15 protein-coding genes are annotated in these 15,837 nt (G+C 55.9%); 11 read left to right on the top strand and 4 right to left on the bottom strand.

The genetic code is table 11. From position 1 onward, the window contains the following. Position 1: 1 nt before the first annotated feature. From BLR00_RS11010 to crcB, 4 genes are all read right to left on the bottom strand, one after another. On the bottom strand, positions 2–421 hold the full coding sequence (locus tag BLR00_RS11010) for a hypothetical protein (protein WP_074632536.1): 420 nt from the start codon (positions 419–421) through the stop codon (positions 2–4). Between the two features lie 11 nt (positions 422–432). Then, complete coding sequence (locus BLR00_RS11005; RefSeq protein ID WP_074632533.1) at positions 433–2,142, bottom strand: tyrosinase family protein; 1,710 nt, start codon at positions 2,140–2,142, stop codon at positions 433–435. Between the two features lie 262 nt (positions 2,143–2,404). Continuing rightward, positions 2,405–2,722 (bottom strand): DUF190 domain-containing protein, encoded by a 318-nt coding sequence (locus tag BLR00_RS11000; protein ID WP_074632531.1) that lies wholly within the window; start codon positions 2,720–2,722, stop codon positions 2,405–2,407. Between the two features lie 174 nt (positions 2,723–2,896). Then, the gene (gene crcB, locus BLR00_RS10990) at positions 2,897–3,283 is read right to left on the bottom strand and encodes a fluoride efflux transporter CrcB (protein ID WP_074632526.1); all 387 of its coding nucleotides are present in this window, start codon (positions 3,281–3,283) and stop codon (positions 2,897–2,899) included. 440 nt (positions 3,284–3,723) lie between these two features. Here crcB and atpD point away from each other — a divergent pair, with 440 nt between their 5' ends. From atpD to BLR00_RS10935, 11 genes are all read left to right on the top strand, one after another. Next, positions 3,724–5,196: a F0F1 ATP synthase subunit beta gene (atpD, locus tag BLR00_RS10985; protein WP_074632523.1), complete on the top strand. Its 1,473-nt coding sequence runs from the start codon at positions 3,724–3,726 to the stop codon at positions 5,194–5,196. Beyond that, positions 5,193–5,582: a F0F1 ATP synthase subunit epsilon gene (locus BLR00_RS10980; protein WP_074632521.1), complete on the top strand. Its 390-nt coding sequence runs from the start codon at positions 5,193–5,195 to the stop codon at positions 5,580–5,582. The genes atpD and BLR00_RS10980 overlap by 4 nt, the downstream gene beginning before the upstream one ends. Continuing rightward, a complete protein-coding gene (locus BLR00_RS10975) occupies positions 5,575–5,958 on the top strand; it encodes an AtpZ/AtpI family protein (protein ID WP_081346731.1) in 384 nt (127 codons plus the stop codon). Before BLR00_RS10980 ends, BLR00_RS10975 begins: the two co-directional genes overlap by 8 nt. Beyond that, positions 5,955–6,311, top strand: a complete 357-nt coding sequence (locus BLR00_RS10970) for an ATP synthase subunit I (protein WP_074632520.1) — start codon at positions 5,955–5,957, stop codon at positions 6,309–6,311. The genes BLR00_RS10975 and BLR00_RS10970 overlap by 4 nt, the downstream gene beginning before the upstream one ends. Next, positions 6,301–7,044 carry a F0F1 ATP synthase subunit A gene (locus BLR00_RS10965; RefSeq protein WP_074632518.1) on the top strand — a complete coding sequence of 248 codons (744 nt, stop codon included), beginning with the start codon at positions 6,301–6,303 and terminating at the stop codon, positions 7,042–7,044. Before BLR00_RS10970 ends, BLR00_RS10965 begins: the two co-directional genes overlap by 11 nt. Positions 7,045–7,307: 263 nt before the next feature. Continuing rightward, positions 7,308–7,589 (top strand): F0F1 ATP synthase subunit C, encoded by a 282-nt coding sequence (locus tag BLR00_RS10960; RefSeq protein WP_074632515.1) that lies wholly within the window; start codon positions 7,308–7,310, stop codon positions 7,587–7,589. A gap of 3 nt (positions 7,590–7,592) precedes the next feature. Beyond that, positions 7,593–8,531, top strand: a complete 939-nt coding sequence (locus BLR00_RS10955) for a F0F1 ATP synthase subunit delta (RefSeq protein ID WP_074632513.1) — start codon at positions 7,593–7,595, stop codon at positions 8,529–8,531. A 22-nt stretch (positions 8,532–8,553) separates the two neighbouring features. Further along, on the top strand, positions 8,554–10,146 hold the full coding sequence (locus BLR00_RS10950) for an alternate F1F0 ATPase, F1 subunit alpha (RefSeq protein WP_107797589.1): 1,593 nt from the start codon (positions 8,554–8,556) through the stop codon (positions 10,144–10,146). Then, complete coding sequence (locus BLR00_RS10945) at positions 10,143–11,090, top strand: F0F1 ATP synthase subunit gamma (protein ID WP_074632510.1); 948 nt, start codon at positions 10,143–10,145, stop codon at positions 11,088–11,090. The genes BLR00_RS10950 and BLR00_RS10945 overlap by 4 nt, the downstream gene beginning before the upstream one ends. Positions 11,091–11,596: 506 nt before the next feature. After that, the gene (locus tag BLR00_RS10940) at positions 11,597–14,932 is read left to right on the top strand and encodes a hybrid sensor histidine kinase/response regulator (protein WP_074632508.1); all 3,336 of its coding nucleotides are present in this window, start codon (positions 11,597–11,599) and stop codon (positions 14,930–14,932) included. A 2-nt stretch (positions 14,933–14,934) separates the two neighbouring features. Then, positions 14,935–15,825, top strand: coding sequence for a GGDEF domain-containing response regulator (locus BLR00_RS10935; protein ID WP_074632506.1), 891 nt, complete (start codon positions 14,935–14,937; stop codon positions 15,823–15,825). Positions 15,826–15,837 lie beyond the last annotated feature (12 nt).

The following is a 15,837-nucleotide window of genomic DNA, read 5'->3' as shown; positions in this document are numbered from 1 at the left end:
ACTAGAAGCTAATCGGCACATAAATCAGATTGATGCTTTCCACCTCGCCCGGTTGCGGTGAGCGTGCGGGCGTGCCGGGTGCATCGACCGTAAGGCGCAATTGCACGCGGTTATTTACAATGACGCTTTGGGGAAGGGGAATAGTGTGTGTGACGGCCTCTTGCCCCGGCTGCGCACCAAAAGGCGAGACGGTACCGAGCAATATTCCTTTGCGTGTGCTGACACGGATCTCCGTTCCCCGCGGAAGCTTGCCCGCGCGGACCTGCACCCATACCGCCTCCTGAGGAGTCGCGGGACGGGTCAGCGCCAGCTCGATCACCCCCTGCTGGGAATCACCTTCAGCCTTCGTGCAGCTTACGCATGCGGCGGAAAATGCCAATACAATAATGATCGATGCAAGGCCAGGCCACTGCCGGTACATGATTCTCCCGGTCAATGCGCTTCCACCACGATGGAAAGGACTTCGGCCTTTGTTTCCATGCCGGGCTTCGCCGCCAGCGCCCGGTGCATGGCCATCTGCTCCGGCACGATCCGGATATCCAGCGGCGCATCTGCTTTCAGGAGTTTACCTTCATGTATCGCGGCGAGCGCACCCGATAATGGTATGGTGAAGGTGACGGGTGCGTGCACGATGTGATGACCGAACATCGAGAGCGTACCTGCATAGTGCGGACTTGAAGGGTCGGCCCCAGTCGCGCTGGCCGGTGCATTGACCAGAACGGTGAAATCGCGGCCATGCGCCAGCGGAGGAAGAGCGATCGTTACCTGTGCGAAAAGCCTCGGTGCCTCCGGTTCCGTTGCCGCCTGGAGCAGTGCGTGCGGAATCATCACGGCGCCGCTCGCTGTCCCGGTTGTGCTTGCCGGCGGGCGGGTAATTTGTGCGCTGAAACGCTCGATCCGGGTAGCCTTTGCCTTGAGCGCTCCGGCGGCCAGGGCCGTCGGCACCACTTGTTCACCCGATCCCGGCTGATAATCGTAATTGAAATCGCCGATCGTGGCATAGTTGCCGGCAGTCGTTTTGCTTACCGGCCGTCCCTTCGAATCGACAAAGAACACGAAAGGCTCCGCAGACCACGTGTCAAGATCCGAACCTTCCGGCAGAACAGGATATCCGCGCGCCTGTTGCTTACGGGTCCATACGTCCCACAACCGGTCGATATTCGAGTGATGCAGGAAAAAGAGGGGATCGACGGGCGACAGGTTGGCTTGCATGAATCCGCCGCTGTTAGTGGTGTTGCCGCCGGGATCGGTAAAAATGCCGCCCACACAATTATGTACTCTGTTGTGCGGCTGCCCCTCCAGAACGCCGAAGCCGGTCAACCCGCTGTGGCCTATTGTTTTGGGGCTGGCAAACGTGAGGAAATCGCGTGGCGCGAGTGCATCCAGCAGGGTTTGCAGGGAAACGGCCTTTGCCGTTTTGCCATCGAGCTGCGGCTTCGCTTTTGTCACGCCGCGCGCATGGGCTCGATCAAAAAAGAAGGCGCCTCTCGGATCATTGATGATGTCGAACCAGAGGTCATCGGGCGTGCGGATGCCGCGAGCGAGGAGCTGGCCATATTGTGTTCCATCGTCAAATTCGCCATTGGGTTTGTAGATGCGCTTCCAATAATCCGCCTTTGCCATGACATCCCGGTAGCGGGCGTGGAATTCATCGAAGTGCGCGATATAAGCAGGATCGGTGGGTGTAAGCACGTCATCGAACATGACGGCGGGGACGCTTGGCCGGAATGGATTTCGCGGGTCCGTATTCTCGCTCCAATCCCAGTAGGGCAGTGCGAAGGCCGGGTCGCCGCTGAGTTCCCGGCAAATTTGCTCGAACCAACCGATATAGCCGCGATGCCATACCAGGAACCACCAATTGCCATGCGGGCAGTCCATTGTGTGGGTCAGGGCGAGGCGATACCAATTACGCGGATCGGAAGGCGGCAGCGCAAGCATCGCGCGGATCGCCTTTTTGTAGCTCTCGATGGACCGTTTCGCCTCGGGACTTGAAATGTTCAGGCGCCGGTACTTTGCAGGTGCTTGCGCATGGAGATTGCCAAATGGAAGGGTGGCCGCGCCCACGACGGTAGCGGCGGCAGCCGTTGTTTTCAGAAACTCACGGCGGGACATGGATAATGGCCGCAATTCATCATTTTGCATGGGAGGAGCCTTATTCTGGTTGTTGTGTCACCACGATTAGATAATTAAACGGCATTCCCGGATAGCTGTAAGATCTTACAGGTATTGCGGGATAGTCTGCTTTCAACGTGGTAGCGCGCTAGGGCGTATTCCGGTATTGGACTAACGCTGGACTCAGCGGATGGGGTGATCGGCTAAATTCTGGCTAAATTGCGGATTGGGCTGTGCCAACCCCGTCTGTTGGCAGTGGTATGGAATTGAGACGAATGAAAGCAATCTGCCGTCACGCCGGCAAAAATCCATACTCGACGGGGAATTTGACATAAAACAGGTCCAGGTTTTCTGCTTGCAATAACTCCAGAAAGCGCTTGGCTTCCTCTTCGTTCAGGACAAAACTCACTTCTACCGGAAGATCCGCCGCAAGCTCAAGAAATGTTTCCTCGTGCAGTATGCCGTGCCGGCCGAATCCGGCTATCGCGCGTATGGCCGTGCCACCGCGAAAGCCGCATTTTTTTGCGCGCTCCAGCAGCCACTCGTATAAGAGTATGCCGCCGTGTTCACGGTATTCGCCCACAAAGAATTTGAGAAATATGCCTTGCATGTTGATCTCCCACTTACTCCTGTTTACTCCCTCATTATTCTTTCTTATTGATCTGGCCGGTCCATATTTCGCCGCTTTTTTGACCAATAGAACAACTATTGGCCTGCAAAATCGTCAAAATCTGTCCTCGCCCAACCATTTTTTTCGCTTCGATTCTTCAAGTCCGACAGGCTGCTAGGACTGCGCCAGCCATTTGATCGTCACTATTCCCAGTATCGTCATGGCAATGGAACCTGCCAGATGTAAAAAAATGATAACGCAAGCCCAGCCATATTGCTCGCGCAACAACAGCGTAACTGTTTCAGCGGAAAAAGTGGAAAAAGTGGTCAATCCGCCAAGAAATCCGGTGATGGCGAACAGCCGTGCTTCGGGTGGCAGCATCGTGTTGTGATGAAAATATTCAACCGCCATGCCGACGAGATAACCGCCGGTTAAATTGGCAGCCAGAGTGCCGAAAGGAAGGGTGGGAAATACCGGATTCAGGATGATGCCAAACCACCAGCGCAGCCATGCCCCCAAGGCCGCACCCGCTCCCACCGCCGTTACCGCATAGATGCCCATTTTTCGTTCTCATTGATGGGGAAGATATAAGAATACAGCGAATAAAAAATTTCGGCCATCGTGTTTGGAACAGGACAGGATTTCATCGCAGCTTTTCGTTGGGTTACGTCGCGCTAACCCTGCGAAACTATAACTATCGTATTAAGCATGCTATACATAAAGTATGTAGTTATCTCATCCTAAATCCGGTAGTTGATCGCTGATTTAATAGATCAGTATTATGATTAATAGCAATATTTCCTGTTATTTGACTCTCGCCTCCTGGGTGAGGCCGCTACGGAGTGAATTGCACAGTTTTTGCGGCACATGGCTGCGTTGCAACTCCTTGGAATGGAACGACCATTCCGCGTCGTTGCGCCTTGCCCTGTACCCCAAAAACTGCGCACTTCACCCCGTCCAACTACCGGATTTAGGATCATCGCCTTGACTGCCGGGGACACATGAATACTGCGACTGCTGCTTTTTCAGAACTCGGTTCCGTTGTTTCCGTGCGCGGAGGCATCGTGGACATACGATTTGAAAATCGCGTGCCGCCTATCCACTCATTATTGCGCACCGGGCAGCAAGGGAAAATAGTTATCGAGGTGTTGTCCCAGCTCGACGGGCATAACGTGCGGGGGATCGCGCTGACACCCACGCAGGGTCTTGCACGGGGCATGCCGGTTACGGATACGCACGGGCCGCTGATGGTGCCGGTAGGTAACGCCACTCTCTCGCGTGTATTCGACGTTTTCGGCAATCCTATCGACCGGCAGCCGGCGCCCATAAACGTAGAATGGCGTAGCGTCCATCATTCGTCACCCCCGTTGGCGCGGCGTTCCACCAAATCCGAGATTTTTGAGACGGGTATCAAGATCATCGATGTGCTGATGCCCCTGGAGCGAGGGGGGAAAGCGGGCCTGCTTGGTGGCGCGGGTGTGGGCAAGACGATATTGCTTACCGAAATGATCCACAATGTGGCCGGGCAGCATGAGGGAGTCAGCATTTTTTGTGGCATAGGCGAACGCTGCCGCGAAGGGGAGGAACTCTATCGCGACATGAAAGCGGCAGGGGTGCTGGAAAACATGGTGATGGTCTTCGGCCAGATGAATGAGCCTCCCGGCGCGAGGTTTCGCGTGGGTCATGCGGCGCTGACCATGGCTGAGTATTTTCGCGATGACGAGCATCGTGATGTATTACTGCTGGTGGACAATATTTTCCGTTTCATCCAGGCGGGTATGGAGGTGTCCGGGTTGATGGGCCAGATGCCGTCGCGCCTGGGGTATCAGCCGACGATGAGCACGGAACTGGCACAGCTGGAAGAACGTATTGCCAATACCGATACCGGTGCGATCACGTCGATTCAGGCGGTGTATGTTCCAGCGGATGATTTCACCGATCCTGCAGCCGTCCACGCTTTTTCCCACCTTTCCGCATCCATCGTACTTTCGCGCAAACGCGCCAGCGAGGGGTTGTATCCGGCTATCGATCCGTTGCAATCCAATTCCAAAATGGCGACACCGGGTGTTACCGGCGAGCGGCATTACCGGATCGCGCAGGAGATCCGGCGCACGCTCGCGCAATATGCGGAACTCAAGGACATCATCGCCATGCTCGGACTGGAACAGCTGTCTCCGGAAGACCGTAATGTGGTGGCTTGCGCGCGGCGGCTGGAGCGCTTCTTTACCCAGCCTTTTTTTACTACGGAGCAGTTTACCGGCATCAAGGGAAAGCTCGTCAGTCTCAAGGATGCGCTGGATGGCTGCGAACGCATTCTCCAGGATGAGTTCAAGGATGTTCCGGAGCGGGCGCTATATATGATCGGGACGGTTGATGAGGTGAAAATTACAAAGGTGCGGGTAAAGCCGCAGCCCGGTTTGAATCCGGGTCCAAAGCCAGATTCCGAGGTAAGCATTATGCATGAATCCACATGAACCTTAAAATTCTTCTGCCCTACAGGGTTTTCACCGACAGGACCGGCATAACCCGCATTGTCGCCGAGACGGGTGAGGGGTCGTTCGGACTCCTGCCCAACCGGCTCGACTGCGTGGCGGCGCTGGTACCGGGAATTCTGATATACGGGACAGAAGAAGAGGGCGAAGTCTATGCTGCGGTCGATGAAGGCATCCTGATAAAAACGGGTGGGGAAGTGCTGGTTTCGGTGCGCAATGCCGTAGAAGGAGCCGATCTCGCCACCTTGCGCGAGACCGTAAAAAATGAGTTTCTGAATCTTGATGAGCAGGAGCTGAGCTTGCGACGGGTAGTGGCGAAAATGGAAAGCGGTTTTATCCGCCGCTTTGCGGAATTTCATCATGAGTAAGGAATCGGGGGAGAAAGCGAGGGGGGGAAAAGCTGGAAAGACAATCATCACAGGCGGGAGCGAGCCGGAATTAAGCCGGCGGGTGGGCGTCAGGGCGGCGCGCAAGCTCAAGGCGCGGCGCCGGGGTACCCAGACGGTCTGGTCGGGGCTGGGTATGATAGGGCTGGTGGGCTGGTCAGTGGTGGTGCCGACGCTGGCTGGCGCGGCGTTGGGTGTCTGGCTGGATCAACACGTCCCCATGAAACATTCCTGGACGCTGATGCTGTTGTTTATCGGTCTGATCATCGGCTGTGTGAATGCCTGGTATTGGGTAGACAAGGAAGATAAGGAAACCCATGAGGAGCGGGAGGAACCCGAAAAGGAGAAATTGCGATGAGTGAATTATGGAGTCCGGCATTAGCGGTGGTGACGGGTATTCTTTTGGGGGCGATTTTCTTCGGCGGCCTGTGGTGGACGGTGCGCCACGGCATTTCATCCAGCCGGGCGGGTCTCTGGTTCATGGGCAGCATGCTGCTGCGGATAGGCGTCGTCATGACGGGTTTCTATTTTCTGCTGGGCCTGCCGGGGGATGGCTGGAAAACGCTGCTTGCGGGCCTGCTCGGATTCATCATCGCGCGGCTGGCTGCGACGCGGCTTCTTCCGGTTCCTTTATCCGCGTTTTTGCCCGCTGGATTACCCACTGAACCGCCAGCGGGAAAGCCAGTGCGGGAGGCCAGCCATGCACCTTAGTCCCGACCATATCGTCTTCTGGGAATATGGCTTCCTGAAGCTGAATGCCACGATTGTTTATACCTGGGTATTGATGTTTGTGCTGGCCGCGGGTTCAAAAGCCATTACCCGCAAGCTCTCCATCGGGCTGGAACGTTCCCGCTGGCAGAATCTGCTGGAAATCGTCTTTATCGCCATCCGCAACCAGATTAAAGAAGTGGGCTTGCGCCAGCCGCAGATATACTTCGGTTTTCTTGGCACGCTGTTTGTATTTGTCGCGGCGGCAAGCCTCTGTACCATTATTCCCGGTTATGAGCCGCCGACCGGCTCGCTTTCAACCACCACGGCGCTGGCGATCTGCGTCTTTATCGCCGTGCCGATATACGGCATAAAAGAGCAGGGATTGGGCGGCTACCTTCGTTCCTATCTCAAACCGACGCCCCTCATGCTGCCATTCAACATCATCGGCGAGTTCTCGCGCACGCTGGCGCTGGCTATTCGCCTGTTTGGCAACATGATGAGCGGAACGATGATTCTCGCGATCCTGCTGACCATCACGCCGTTTATCTTTCCGATCGTCATGAGCGCGCTCGGCTTGGTGACGGGCATGGTGCAGGCTTATATTTTCAGTATTCTGGCCACGGTTTATATTGCGGCCGCCACCTCCGACCATGCCGATCATGCCAGCCGCCGCAATCATGGCGCGACGGAACCCGGAGTACCGGGTGCGGGAAAGGGCCAGAAAATCAAATGATAAAGATTATGCTCATGAATCCGTCTTAGTATTTATGCAGAATGGATATGAATTTTGCAGGATGGGTGAAGTGAAGCGCAACCCATCAAAACCAAACCTGATTAGCGAGGTTTGCGAGATAGGGAATAAGGGGAGATATGGAATAAGCTGGGATGATGGGTTGCGCTTTGCTTCACCCATCCTACTATGAATCATAGGGAATTCGTAAATCGAATCGGAGCCAAATTCATCATTACAGATACCCATAAGCATAAGGAGAAACTATGGACAGCATGACCCTCATCGCAATCGTATCGATTCTCGCGGCCGGTCTGACGATCAGCGTCGGCGTGATCGGTCCGGCGCTGGGCGAAGGCAAGGCGGTTGCCACGGCGCTGACATCGCTGGCGCAGCAACCCGATGCCTCTGCGACCATCACCCGCACGTTATTCGTCGGCCTGGCGATCATCGAGTCGCTGGCCATTTACTGTTTCGTGGTTTCCATGATCCTCATTTTCGCCAACCCCTTCTGGAACCATGTTATTGCACAGGCTGCGGGAAAATAATCCGTGCTGATCGACTGGTTCACCGTTATTGCGCAAGTCGTCAACTTCCTCATTCTGGTATGGTTGTTGAAGCGCTTTTTTTATAAACCCATCCTCAAGGCCCTTGATGCGAGAGAGCAGCGGATTGCGGCGGAACTCGCCGATGCCGATGCGAAAAAAACGGAAGCTGAGAAAGAGCGAAATGCGTTTCAGCACAAGCATGATGAATTTGAGCAGCAGCGGGCCGCGCTTTTGAGCAAGGCTTCGGCCGAGGCGCGCACCGAGCGCCGGCGATTGATCGCCGCCGCACGGGAGGATGCGGATAACTTGCGTACCAGACGGGAAGAGGCATTGAGACGCGAATACCAAAGCCTGAGCGAAACGCTCACCCGGCGAATAGGCACGGAAGTATTCGCCATTGCCCGCAAGGTGCTGGCCGATCTCGCCAATACCACTCTCGAGGCGCATATCGCGGAAGCCTTTATCGGGCGCATGCGCGAGTTGAGTCCAAACGAGAAGGCGCGGCTGGCCTCGACTATCAGGACGCCGCCGCCTTCGGCAGCCATATCGGCACCGGCGGTATTGGCAACGGCGGGAATGGGAGCAACGGCAGCCAGTGTTCTGGTTCGCAGCGCATTTGATCTGCCCGCGGCGCAGCAGGAGGCGATTGCCGCCGTGATCAGGGAAAGCCTGGGTGCGGATATTTCCGTCCAGTTTGCGACCGAACCGGAACTGATCGGCGGCATTGAACTCGTCACGCATGGACATAAGGTGGCATGGAGTATCGCGGGTTATCTCTCATCGCTGGAAAAGGAGATAGGCAGACTGCTGAAAAATCATGTTGAAGGCGAGCTGGAATCTGAATCCAGCTCTGATGCTGAAGCCCGATCTGAAACGGATCGTAGCGCTAAGGAAAGAAATAAAGGGCAGGAAAAAGTGACGGTATTGAAGCCCCGGACTTGAAATCTCCGTTAAGCCAATGAAAATGCCCGCCAAGAATCTGCAAAGTATCTTCGATAGTGCATTCGCACAAATAGCGCAAGCACGGCAAGCCTGGACGCCGCAACTTTCATTGCGCGAGACAGGCGCTATCACGAGTATCGCCTCCGGTATCGCAAAAGTGTCCGGCCTTCCCGGCGTGGGTTTCGAGGAAGTGCTGAAGTTTCCCGGTGATTCATACGGCATAGCATTCAATGTTGAGGAAAATGAAATCGGTGTGATTCTGCTCGACGACTACTCGCAATTGCATACCGGCGATGAAGTCGAGCGCAGAGAGCACGTCATGGATGTGCCGGTGAGCGACAAGCTGATCGGACGAGTTGTCGATCCACTGGGGCGTCCGCTCGACGGCAAAGCGCCGGTCATTTCCACCCGGCGCCTGCCGATCGAACGCACCGCCCCGCACATCATGGACCGCGCAGCCGTCACGGCGCCCCTGCAAACCGGCATCAAGGTTATCGATGCGCTTATCCCTGTGGGCCGCGGTCAGCGCGAGTTGATTCTGGGCGACCGGCAGACAGGCAAGACCGCCATCGCACTCGACACGATACTCAATCAACAAGACCAGAATGTACTGTGTGTTTATTGCGCTATCGGACAGCGTGCATCGGGTGTCGCAAGAGTGGTTGCCACCCTGCGCGAAAAAGGCGCGATGGAGTATACCGTCGTCGTGGTAACGGAAGGCGACGACCCTCCCGGCCTCGCCTATATCGCACCCTATGCCGCGACCAGCATAGCGGAATATTTCATGGAGCAGGGCCGCGATGTTCTGATCGTGTACGATGATTTGACCCACCACGCGCGCGCCTACCGCGAGCTCTCCCTGTTGCTGCGCCGGCCGCCGGGGCGCGAAGCTTATCCCGGTGACATTTTTTATATACATTCGCGCCTGCTGGAGCGTGCTACGCATCTGTGCGACTCGCTTGGTGGCGGTTCGTTGACCGCGCTGCCGATTGTCGAAACGGAAGCGCAGGATATTTCCGCCTATATTCCCACCAACCTGATTTCCATCACCGATGGCCAGATCTACCTCTCTCCGTCATTATTTGAATTGGGCGTGCTGCCCGCCATCGATGCCGGAAAATCCGTTTCGCGCGTTGGCGGCAAGGCTCAGCGCGGTGCTTACCGCGCGGTGGCGGGTGATCTGAAGCTTGATTACGCACAGTTTGAAGAACTGGAAACCTTTGCCCGCTTTGGCGCCAGGCTGGATGAGGATACCCGGGAGACTATCGAACACGGGCGGCGCATCCGTGCCTGTCTCAAGCAGCCTGAATCCACCCCGGTTGCCGTGCCTGAACAGATTGCCGTGCTGCTGGCGCTGACCGCCAGGCTGTTTGACGATGTGCCGCTCGACCGCATGGTGGATGCCGAGCAGGCTATAAGGGAGGCGGTGGCGGATATTCCATCCGAGGTACGTGCACGCATCGAAACCGCCGCAAATCTGAGTGACGAAGATCGCGAATGGGTACTGCGAATCGCCCGCAAGGCACTGACCGGATTTCAGCCCGCACCAGAGCCAGAACCCGAGGCTGAGTTTGAGATCGAACCCAATGCCGATTCCGGGCAGGAAACGTCATGAGCGATACCACCGCGAGCCTGCGCCGGAAAATCGAAGGAGCCAGAGATCTGCGCGCAGTGGTTAGCACCATGAAGGCGCTGGCGGCGGCGAGCATTGGACAATATGAGAAATCGGTGCATGCGCTGGATGGGTATCATCATACTGTACAGCTTGGTTTGAGCGTCTGCTTCCGCACAAGCGGATCCGCGACAGGAGCGGCGGGGCGGAAAAAAGATGTGGGCATAATGGGCGCGGTGGTGTTTGGCTCGGATCAGGGGCTGGTGGGTCAATTCAACGATGTCGTGGCCGATTATGCCGTCCAGACGCTGGCGGCTCTGCCGGGCAAAAAAAAGATCTGGGCGGTAGGCGAGCGCGTGCATGACCGGCTGGCACTCACTGGCATGCCGCTGGCGGGGCTTCTCGCTGTTCCGCTTTCGATCAGGACCATCACCCCGCTGGTGGGGCAGATTCTGTTTCAAATGCTGGTGCCGGAACAGGTAGACGGCGATGTCCAGTGGAAAAGGGAGGGCACGAATGAAATGTCGCAGCTTTATCTCTTTTATAACAGCTCCAGAGCGGGGGCGGTGTATGCGCCGGTCCATCAGCGCCTGCTGCCCCTGGACGCAGCCTGGCGGCGCGACCTTGCCAGCCTTCCCTGGCCAACGAAGAATCTGCCGGAGGTAATGGGCGGCAGTCCCGCAACGCTGCAAGCGCTCGTTCGAGAGTACCTGTTCGTCTCACTTTTCCGCGCCTGCGCTGAGTCCCTCGCAAGCGAGAATGCGAGCCGCCTGGCGGCAATGGAGCGCGCCGAAAAGAATATCGACCAATTGAGCGCGGATCTTCACCAGATGTTTTATCGCCTGCGCCAAAGCAAGATCGACGAGGAATTATTTGATGTCATATCCGGAGTGGAAGCGCTGGCTGGGGTGGAGCAGGCAAGGCGGCCGGTGGATAGATGGGATTGATGAGAGCCCGGGACGCGTCTCTGCGGATTGCTCACGTGGCCCATGGCACGTGGGGGCACGCGGGGATGTGGCGACTGCATATCCAGCGACATCGTCCACAAGTTGGTTTATGTCTTCAATACGGGGCCAATTCAGGATCCCGCAACACACCTGTAAAATGTTACAGCTATTCATGAATAGCCCTTTGTTATTTAATGGCTGACTGCATCACGGGCATAAGGAAGCGGTTCAGCTTGCGAGCCATCTGGTAGATTTGCCAGATTTGCAAACCTGCTTGCATGTGGATTGTGCGTCCAGTCCGCTGTCACAATATCTGCCTGGAAAGTAGTGCGCATTCATTAAGTAAGGAACATGGCTCCATCCTGACCGTACGGCACATACCGACAGCAGTTGCGTTGATCCGGGGCGGTGGAATATCGAATTGAAGCCCGGCCTGGGGCGCTACCGGCAAGCACAGCTTGCTCCGAATTTTTTGCGCGCGGTGGACCCGTACCCAAGGAAGAATCATGACAATCCGGAAACTGAGTCATATCTTTTACCTCGTAACCGGGGTGCTTCTTTCTCTGCTTGTGTTTTTTATCGTACTTCGCTTCTTCGGGCAGCAGGAACTCGATGAGGTCCAAAGTGTTCGCTACACTTCTTTCCTCGTCGCTGACGAGCTGCGTCAGTCGACGGATGACATGACCACTATGGCTCGAGCCTATGTGGATACCGGCGACCCGAAGTTTGAACGTTTCTATTGGCAGATACTTGCGATCCGCAATGGCGAACTGGAACAGCCCCTCCACTACGAGCGTAGCTACTGGAATCTCATAATTGGCGACCCCGGCTTCCAACCCAGTCCGGGAGCTCGGAAGATTTCCTTACGAACCCGGATGGAGCAGTCCAGATTTACTGCGGCAGAGTTTGCCAAGCTGACGGAGGCCGAAAATATTTCCAACCGGTTGGTGCAATCGGAGCGCAGCGCATTCCACGCAATGAAAGGACTCTTTCGGGACCCAACCGATCAGTTCGACATACGGAGAGCCCCTGACCCCGAGTTGGCCCGCCGCATACTGCATGATGAGAACTACCATATCGAGAAGGCCAGAATCATGCAGCAGGTGAACGAGTTCTACGAACTGTTCGATGCCCGCACGCTCGATGCGATTGTAGCCGCCCAACGTCGCACCACTTTCTATGTATACGGCGTCTTTCTCACGCTCGCTTTTATCGTGGCCTGGCTGGCACTCTCTTACCGGGTCGTGCGGCGAAAAGTACAGAATCTTGTTCGGCTCGAAGACGAAACCCGGAATATCGGAGAAATGGATCATGTCTCTCAATTCGAGATTGATTCCAGCGACGAGATAGGCAGCCTTTCCCGTGCTTTTATCACCGCGCAAACGGAACGCGATCGCTACTTTGACCAGTCCTTGAATTTTCTTGCCATCTCGGGCTCCGATGGTCATTTCAGACGCTTGAACCCCGCCTGGGAAAAGGTTCTGGGTTTCTCACCGGAGGAATTGCTATCCCGGCCGTTCATGGAATTCGTCTCCCCCGATTCCCGCGAGAGCACTACCCGGGAACTGGATAAACTCATCACGGGTATTCCGGTTTCCTTTGAAAGCCAGATGAGTTGCAAGGACGGTTCTGGCCGCTGGGTTTCATGGAATATCACCACCACACCGGATACCCAGGAATTTTACTTTTCCGGTCAGGATATCACCGCAAGGAAGACTATCGAGATGGAGCTGCAAAAAGCGCGGCTGGCAGCCGAGGCTGCCAGCAGTGCCAAGAGCGAATTTCTGGCAAACATGAGCCATGAAATCCGCACGCCGATGAATGGCGTGCTGGGGACCATCGGCCTGCTTTTGAATAGTTCGTTAACCGCGTCGCAGCGCGAGTTGGCGGGCTTGGCGCGCGCAAGCGGCGAGACGTTGCTCACCATTATCAATGACATTCTCGATTTCTCCAAAATCGAGGCCGGTAAACTGGTGATTGCACCTATTCCGTTTGACTTGCTTCAGGCCGTTGAAGAAGTAGCGGGCATGATCGCCATGCAACCCTCGAGAAAGAATGATGTGAATGTGATCGTGCGCTACCCCCCGGATGTGCCACGCCATGTGATCGGGGATATGGGACGTATCCGTCAGATATTGACGAACTTGACCAATAATGCCATCAAATTCACTGACAAGGGTCATGTTCTCATCAATGTTGAAACCGACTCGATCGATGATGATGAGGTCAAGCTCCGCATCAGTGTCGAGGATAGCGGGCTGGGCATCACGGCAGATAAATTGGAGAGCCTCTTCGATAAATTCACGCAAGCGGATACTTCCACCACGCGCCGCTATGGAGGCACAGGCCTGGGTCTGGCCATCAGCAAGCAGTTAGTGAAATTGATGGGGGGTACCATCGCCGCGAAGAGCCGTGTGGGCATGGGGTCAACGTTCTGGTTTACCCTTAGCCTGCCCCTGCAGCAGAATCAACCGGCCGCCGTGAGCCCGCATGTGGAACTGGCACGTGCCCGTGTACTGATTGTGGACGATAACTCGGTTAACCGTCTCGTGCTGCAAGAGCAAATCCGCGTCTGGAGAATGCGCATCGGAAGCGCTGCATCCAGTGTGGAAGCGCTCCGGGCGCTGCGTGGAGCGCATGCCGCCGGTGACCCCTATCAGATCGCCATCCTCGATTATCAAATGCCGGGAATGGACGGGGAAAGTCTGGGCCGCGCCATCAAAACAGACCCTTCGCTCCACGACACCCAGCTGGTGATGCTAAGTTCGCTGGGACAAGAGGGTGATATCAGGGAGCGGCTCAAGAAAATCGGTTTTTCGGCCTACCTGGTCAAGCCGGCGCGCCAATCGGAGTTATTGTCGACGCTGGTAAATGTCTGGGACGCATACTGCCGCCGCCGCTCCATAGACCTCATCAGCGATCGTCAGCCCCTTCCGGAAGTTTGCGAGGAACAGATAATCGAGAGTGCAAATCCCCCATTTACTGGCATGCGAGTGCTTCTGGCGGAGGATAACGTCACCAATCAGATTGTCGGGGCGATGATGCTGAGAAATCTGGGCTGCCATGTGGATGTCGCCGCCAATGGCAGGGAAGCCATGCAGATGGTGGAGGCGTATCCCTACGAAATGGTATTCATGGATTGCGAGATGCCGGAAATGGATGGCTTTGAAGCCACTGCTGCGATTCGCCGCCGGCCCGGCGGAAAATCGTGGCTTCCCATCATTGCAGTAACGGCGCAGGCCATGCACGGAGATCAAGAGTATTGCCTGCTCGCGGGTATGGATGATTACATCAGTAAACCGGTGAAGCAGGAAGATTTTGCCGCCGCCTTAAAACGATGGGGGCCAGGGAAAAACCGGGAACGGGAAAATGACGCCCAGCCAACCCAGGCAGAGAATGAAAACACGGTCCGCGTTGATACGCCGGACCCTTCCTCGTCCCTGATATCTTCAGCTCCTCCCAATATTTCATCCGCATTGAGTGCCGAAGTCATTGCAAATCTGCGCGCGTTGGGAGACGCGACGGAACCTTCCTTGATTCGTGAGATATTCATGTCGTTCCTGAACGAGGGCACTGAGCGCATCGGCATTCTACGAAACTCGCTGGATAGGGGCGATGCTGAGCTTCTGCGCAAGACGGCTCACGCGCTCAGAGGCGCGAGTGGCAGCGTCGGTGCGCGGCACATGGCGGATATTGCCCAGCAGCTGGAAGCGCTGGGTAAAGCTGGCAACACGACCGGAGCAGTCGCGTTAATAGAACAGATCGAAGGTGAATTTTGCCGCGTACAGGTCGAAATTGCCGCGCTTGATATGCATTCCGAATCTCCGTCCGACAGGGTCTGATTATGAAGATATTAATGGCGGAAGACGATACCACCTCGCGCCTTTTGTTTGGCGCGACGCTCAGGAAACTGGGGTACACGGTAACGGCGGTGGAAAACGGGCAGAAGGCTTGGGAGACCTGGAAACAGGATGAATATTCTCTGCTGATCTCTGATTGGATGATGCCGGATATCGATGGTCCACAATTGTGCAAAATGATCCGTGCCGAACCCAGTCTGCAATATACATACATCATTCTCTTGACCTCGCTGGACAGCAAGGGCAGTTATCTCGAAGGCATGGACGCGGGTGCCGATGATTTCATCACCAAGCCGTTCGATGAAGAACAGTTGGCGGCCCGGCTGCGGGTGGCCGAACGAATACTTGCGTTGCATAAGAAACTGCATATCCAGGCCACGCACGACCGCCTTACCGGAGTATGGAACCGTGCCGCAATCATGGATCACCTGGAAGAAGAGGTGGAACGGGCGGCGTGCCAAAGCACCTGCATCGGTGTTGTGGTTGCCGACCTCGATCACTTCAAGCGAATCAACGATACCTACGGACATCCCGCTGGCGACACGGTATTGCAGGAGGCAGCCCGGCGCATGCGCCTTGTACTGCGTCCTCATGACCGGATCGGGCGTTATGGGGGAGAGGAATTTCTCATTACAGTATCCTCCTGTACGGGGAGTGATGCGATGATCCTGGCCGAACAAATTCGTAATTCCATCAGCATGGAGCCTGTTGACAGCCGGTCTGGGGAAATTTCCATGACGGTAAGCCTGGGTGTAACGGTGGGCGGTGACCGGATTGGGGAGGATACGGGCACGCTCATCGCAGCCGCCGATAAGGCGCTTTATCGAGCAAAGATAGCAGGCCGCAATCGCGTTGAATTCTTAAATCTGAAATGACTCCATGATTCG

Source organism: Nitrosospira multiformis, assembly GCF_900103165.1.
Taxonomy (GTDB): Bacteria; Pseudomonadota; Gammaproteobacteria; order Burkholderiales; family Nitrosomonadaceae; genus Nitrosospira; species Nitrosospira multiformis_D.
Note: the sequence above shows the minus strand (reverse complement) of the source record. Positions and strands in the feature narration are given on the sequence as shown.

Coding starts and splice junctions, on each gene's coding strand:
- BLR00_RS10945 (WP_074632510.1), top strand. CDS start 10,143: ATGAGCGATACCACCGCGAGCCTGCGCCGGAAAATCGAAGGAGCCAGA.
- BLR00_RS10960 (WP_074632515.1), top strand. CDS start 7,308: ATGGACAGCATGACCCTCATCGCAATCGTATCGATTCTCGCGGCCGGT.
- BLR00_RS11000 (WP_074632531.1), bottom strand. CDS start 2,722: ATGCAAGGCATATTTCTCAAATTCTTTGTGGGCGAATACCGTGAACAC.
- BLR00_RS10940 (WP_074632508.1), top strand. CDS start 11,597: ATGACAATCCGGAAACTGAGTCATATCTTTTACCTCGTAACCGGGGTG.
- BLR00_RS10935 (WP_074632506.1), top strand. CDS start 14,935: ATGAAGATATTAATGGCGGAAGACGATACCACCTCGCGCCTTTTGTTT.
- BLR00_RS11010 (WP_074632536.1), bottom strand. CDS start 421: ATGTACCGGCAGTGGCCTGGCCTTGCATCGATCATTATTGTATTGGCA.
- crcB (WP_074632526.1), bottom strand. CDS start 3,283: ATGGGCATCTATGCGGTAACGGCGGTGGGAGCGGGTGCGGCCTTGGGG.
- BLR00_RS10965 (WP_074632518.1), top strand. CDS start 6,301: ATGCACCTTAGTCCCGACCATATCGTCTTCTGGGAATATGGCTTCCTG.
- BLR00_RS10970 (WP_074632520.1), top strand. CDS start 5,955: ATGAGTGAATTATGGAGTCCGGCATTAGCGGTGGTGACGGGTATTCTT.
- BLR00_RS10950 (WP_107797589.1), top strand. CDS start 8,554: ATGCCCGCCAAGAATCTGCAAAGTATCTTCGATAGTGCATTCGCACAA.
- BLR00_RS10975 (WP_081346731.1), top strand. CDS start 5,575: ATGAGTAAGGAATCGGGGGAGAAAGCGAGGGGGGGAAAAGCTGGAAAG.
- atpD (WP_074632523.1), top strand. CDS start 3,724: ATGAATACTGCGACTGCTGCTTTTTCAGAACTCGGTTCCGTTGTTTCC.
- BLR00_RS10980 (WP_074632521.1), top strand. CDS start 5,193: ATGAACCTTAAAATTCTTCTGCCCTACAGGGTTTTCACCGACAGGACC.
- BLR00_RS11005 (WP_074632533.1), bottom strand. CDS start 2,142: ATGCAAAATGATGAATTGCGGCCATTATCCATGTCCCGCCGTGAGTTT.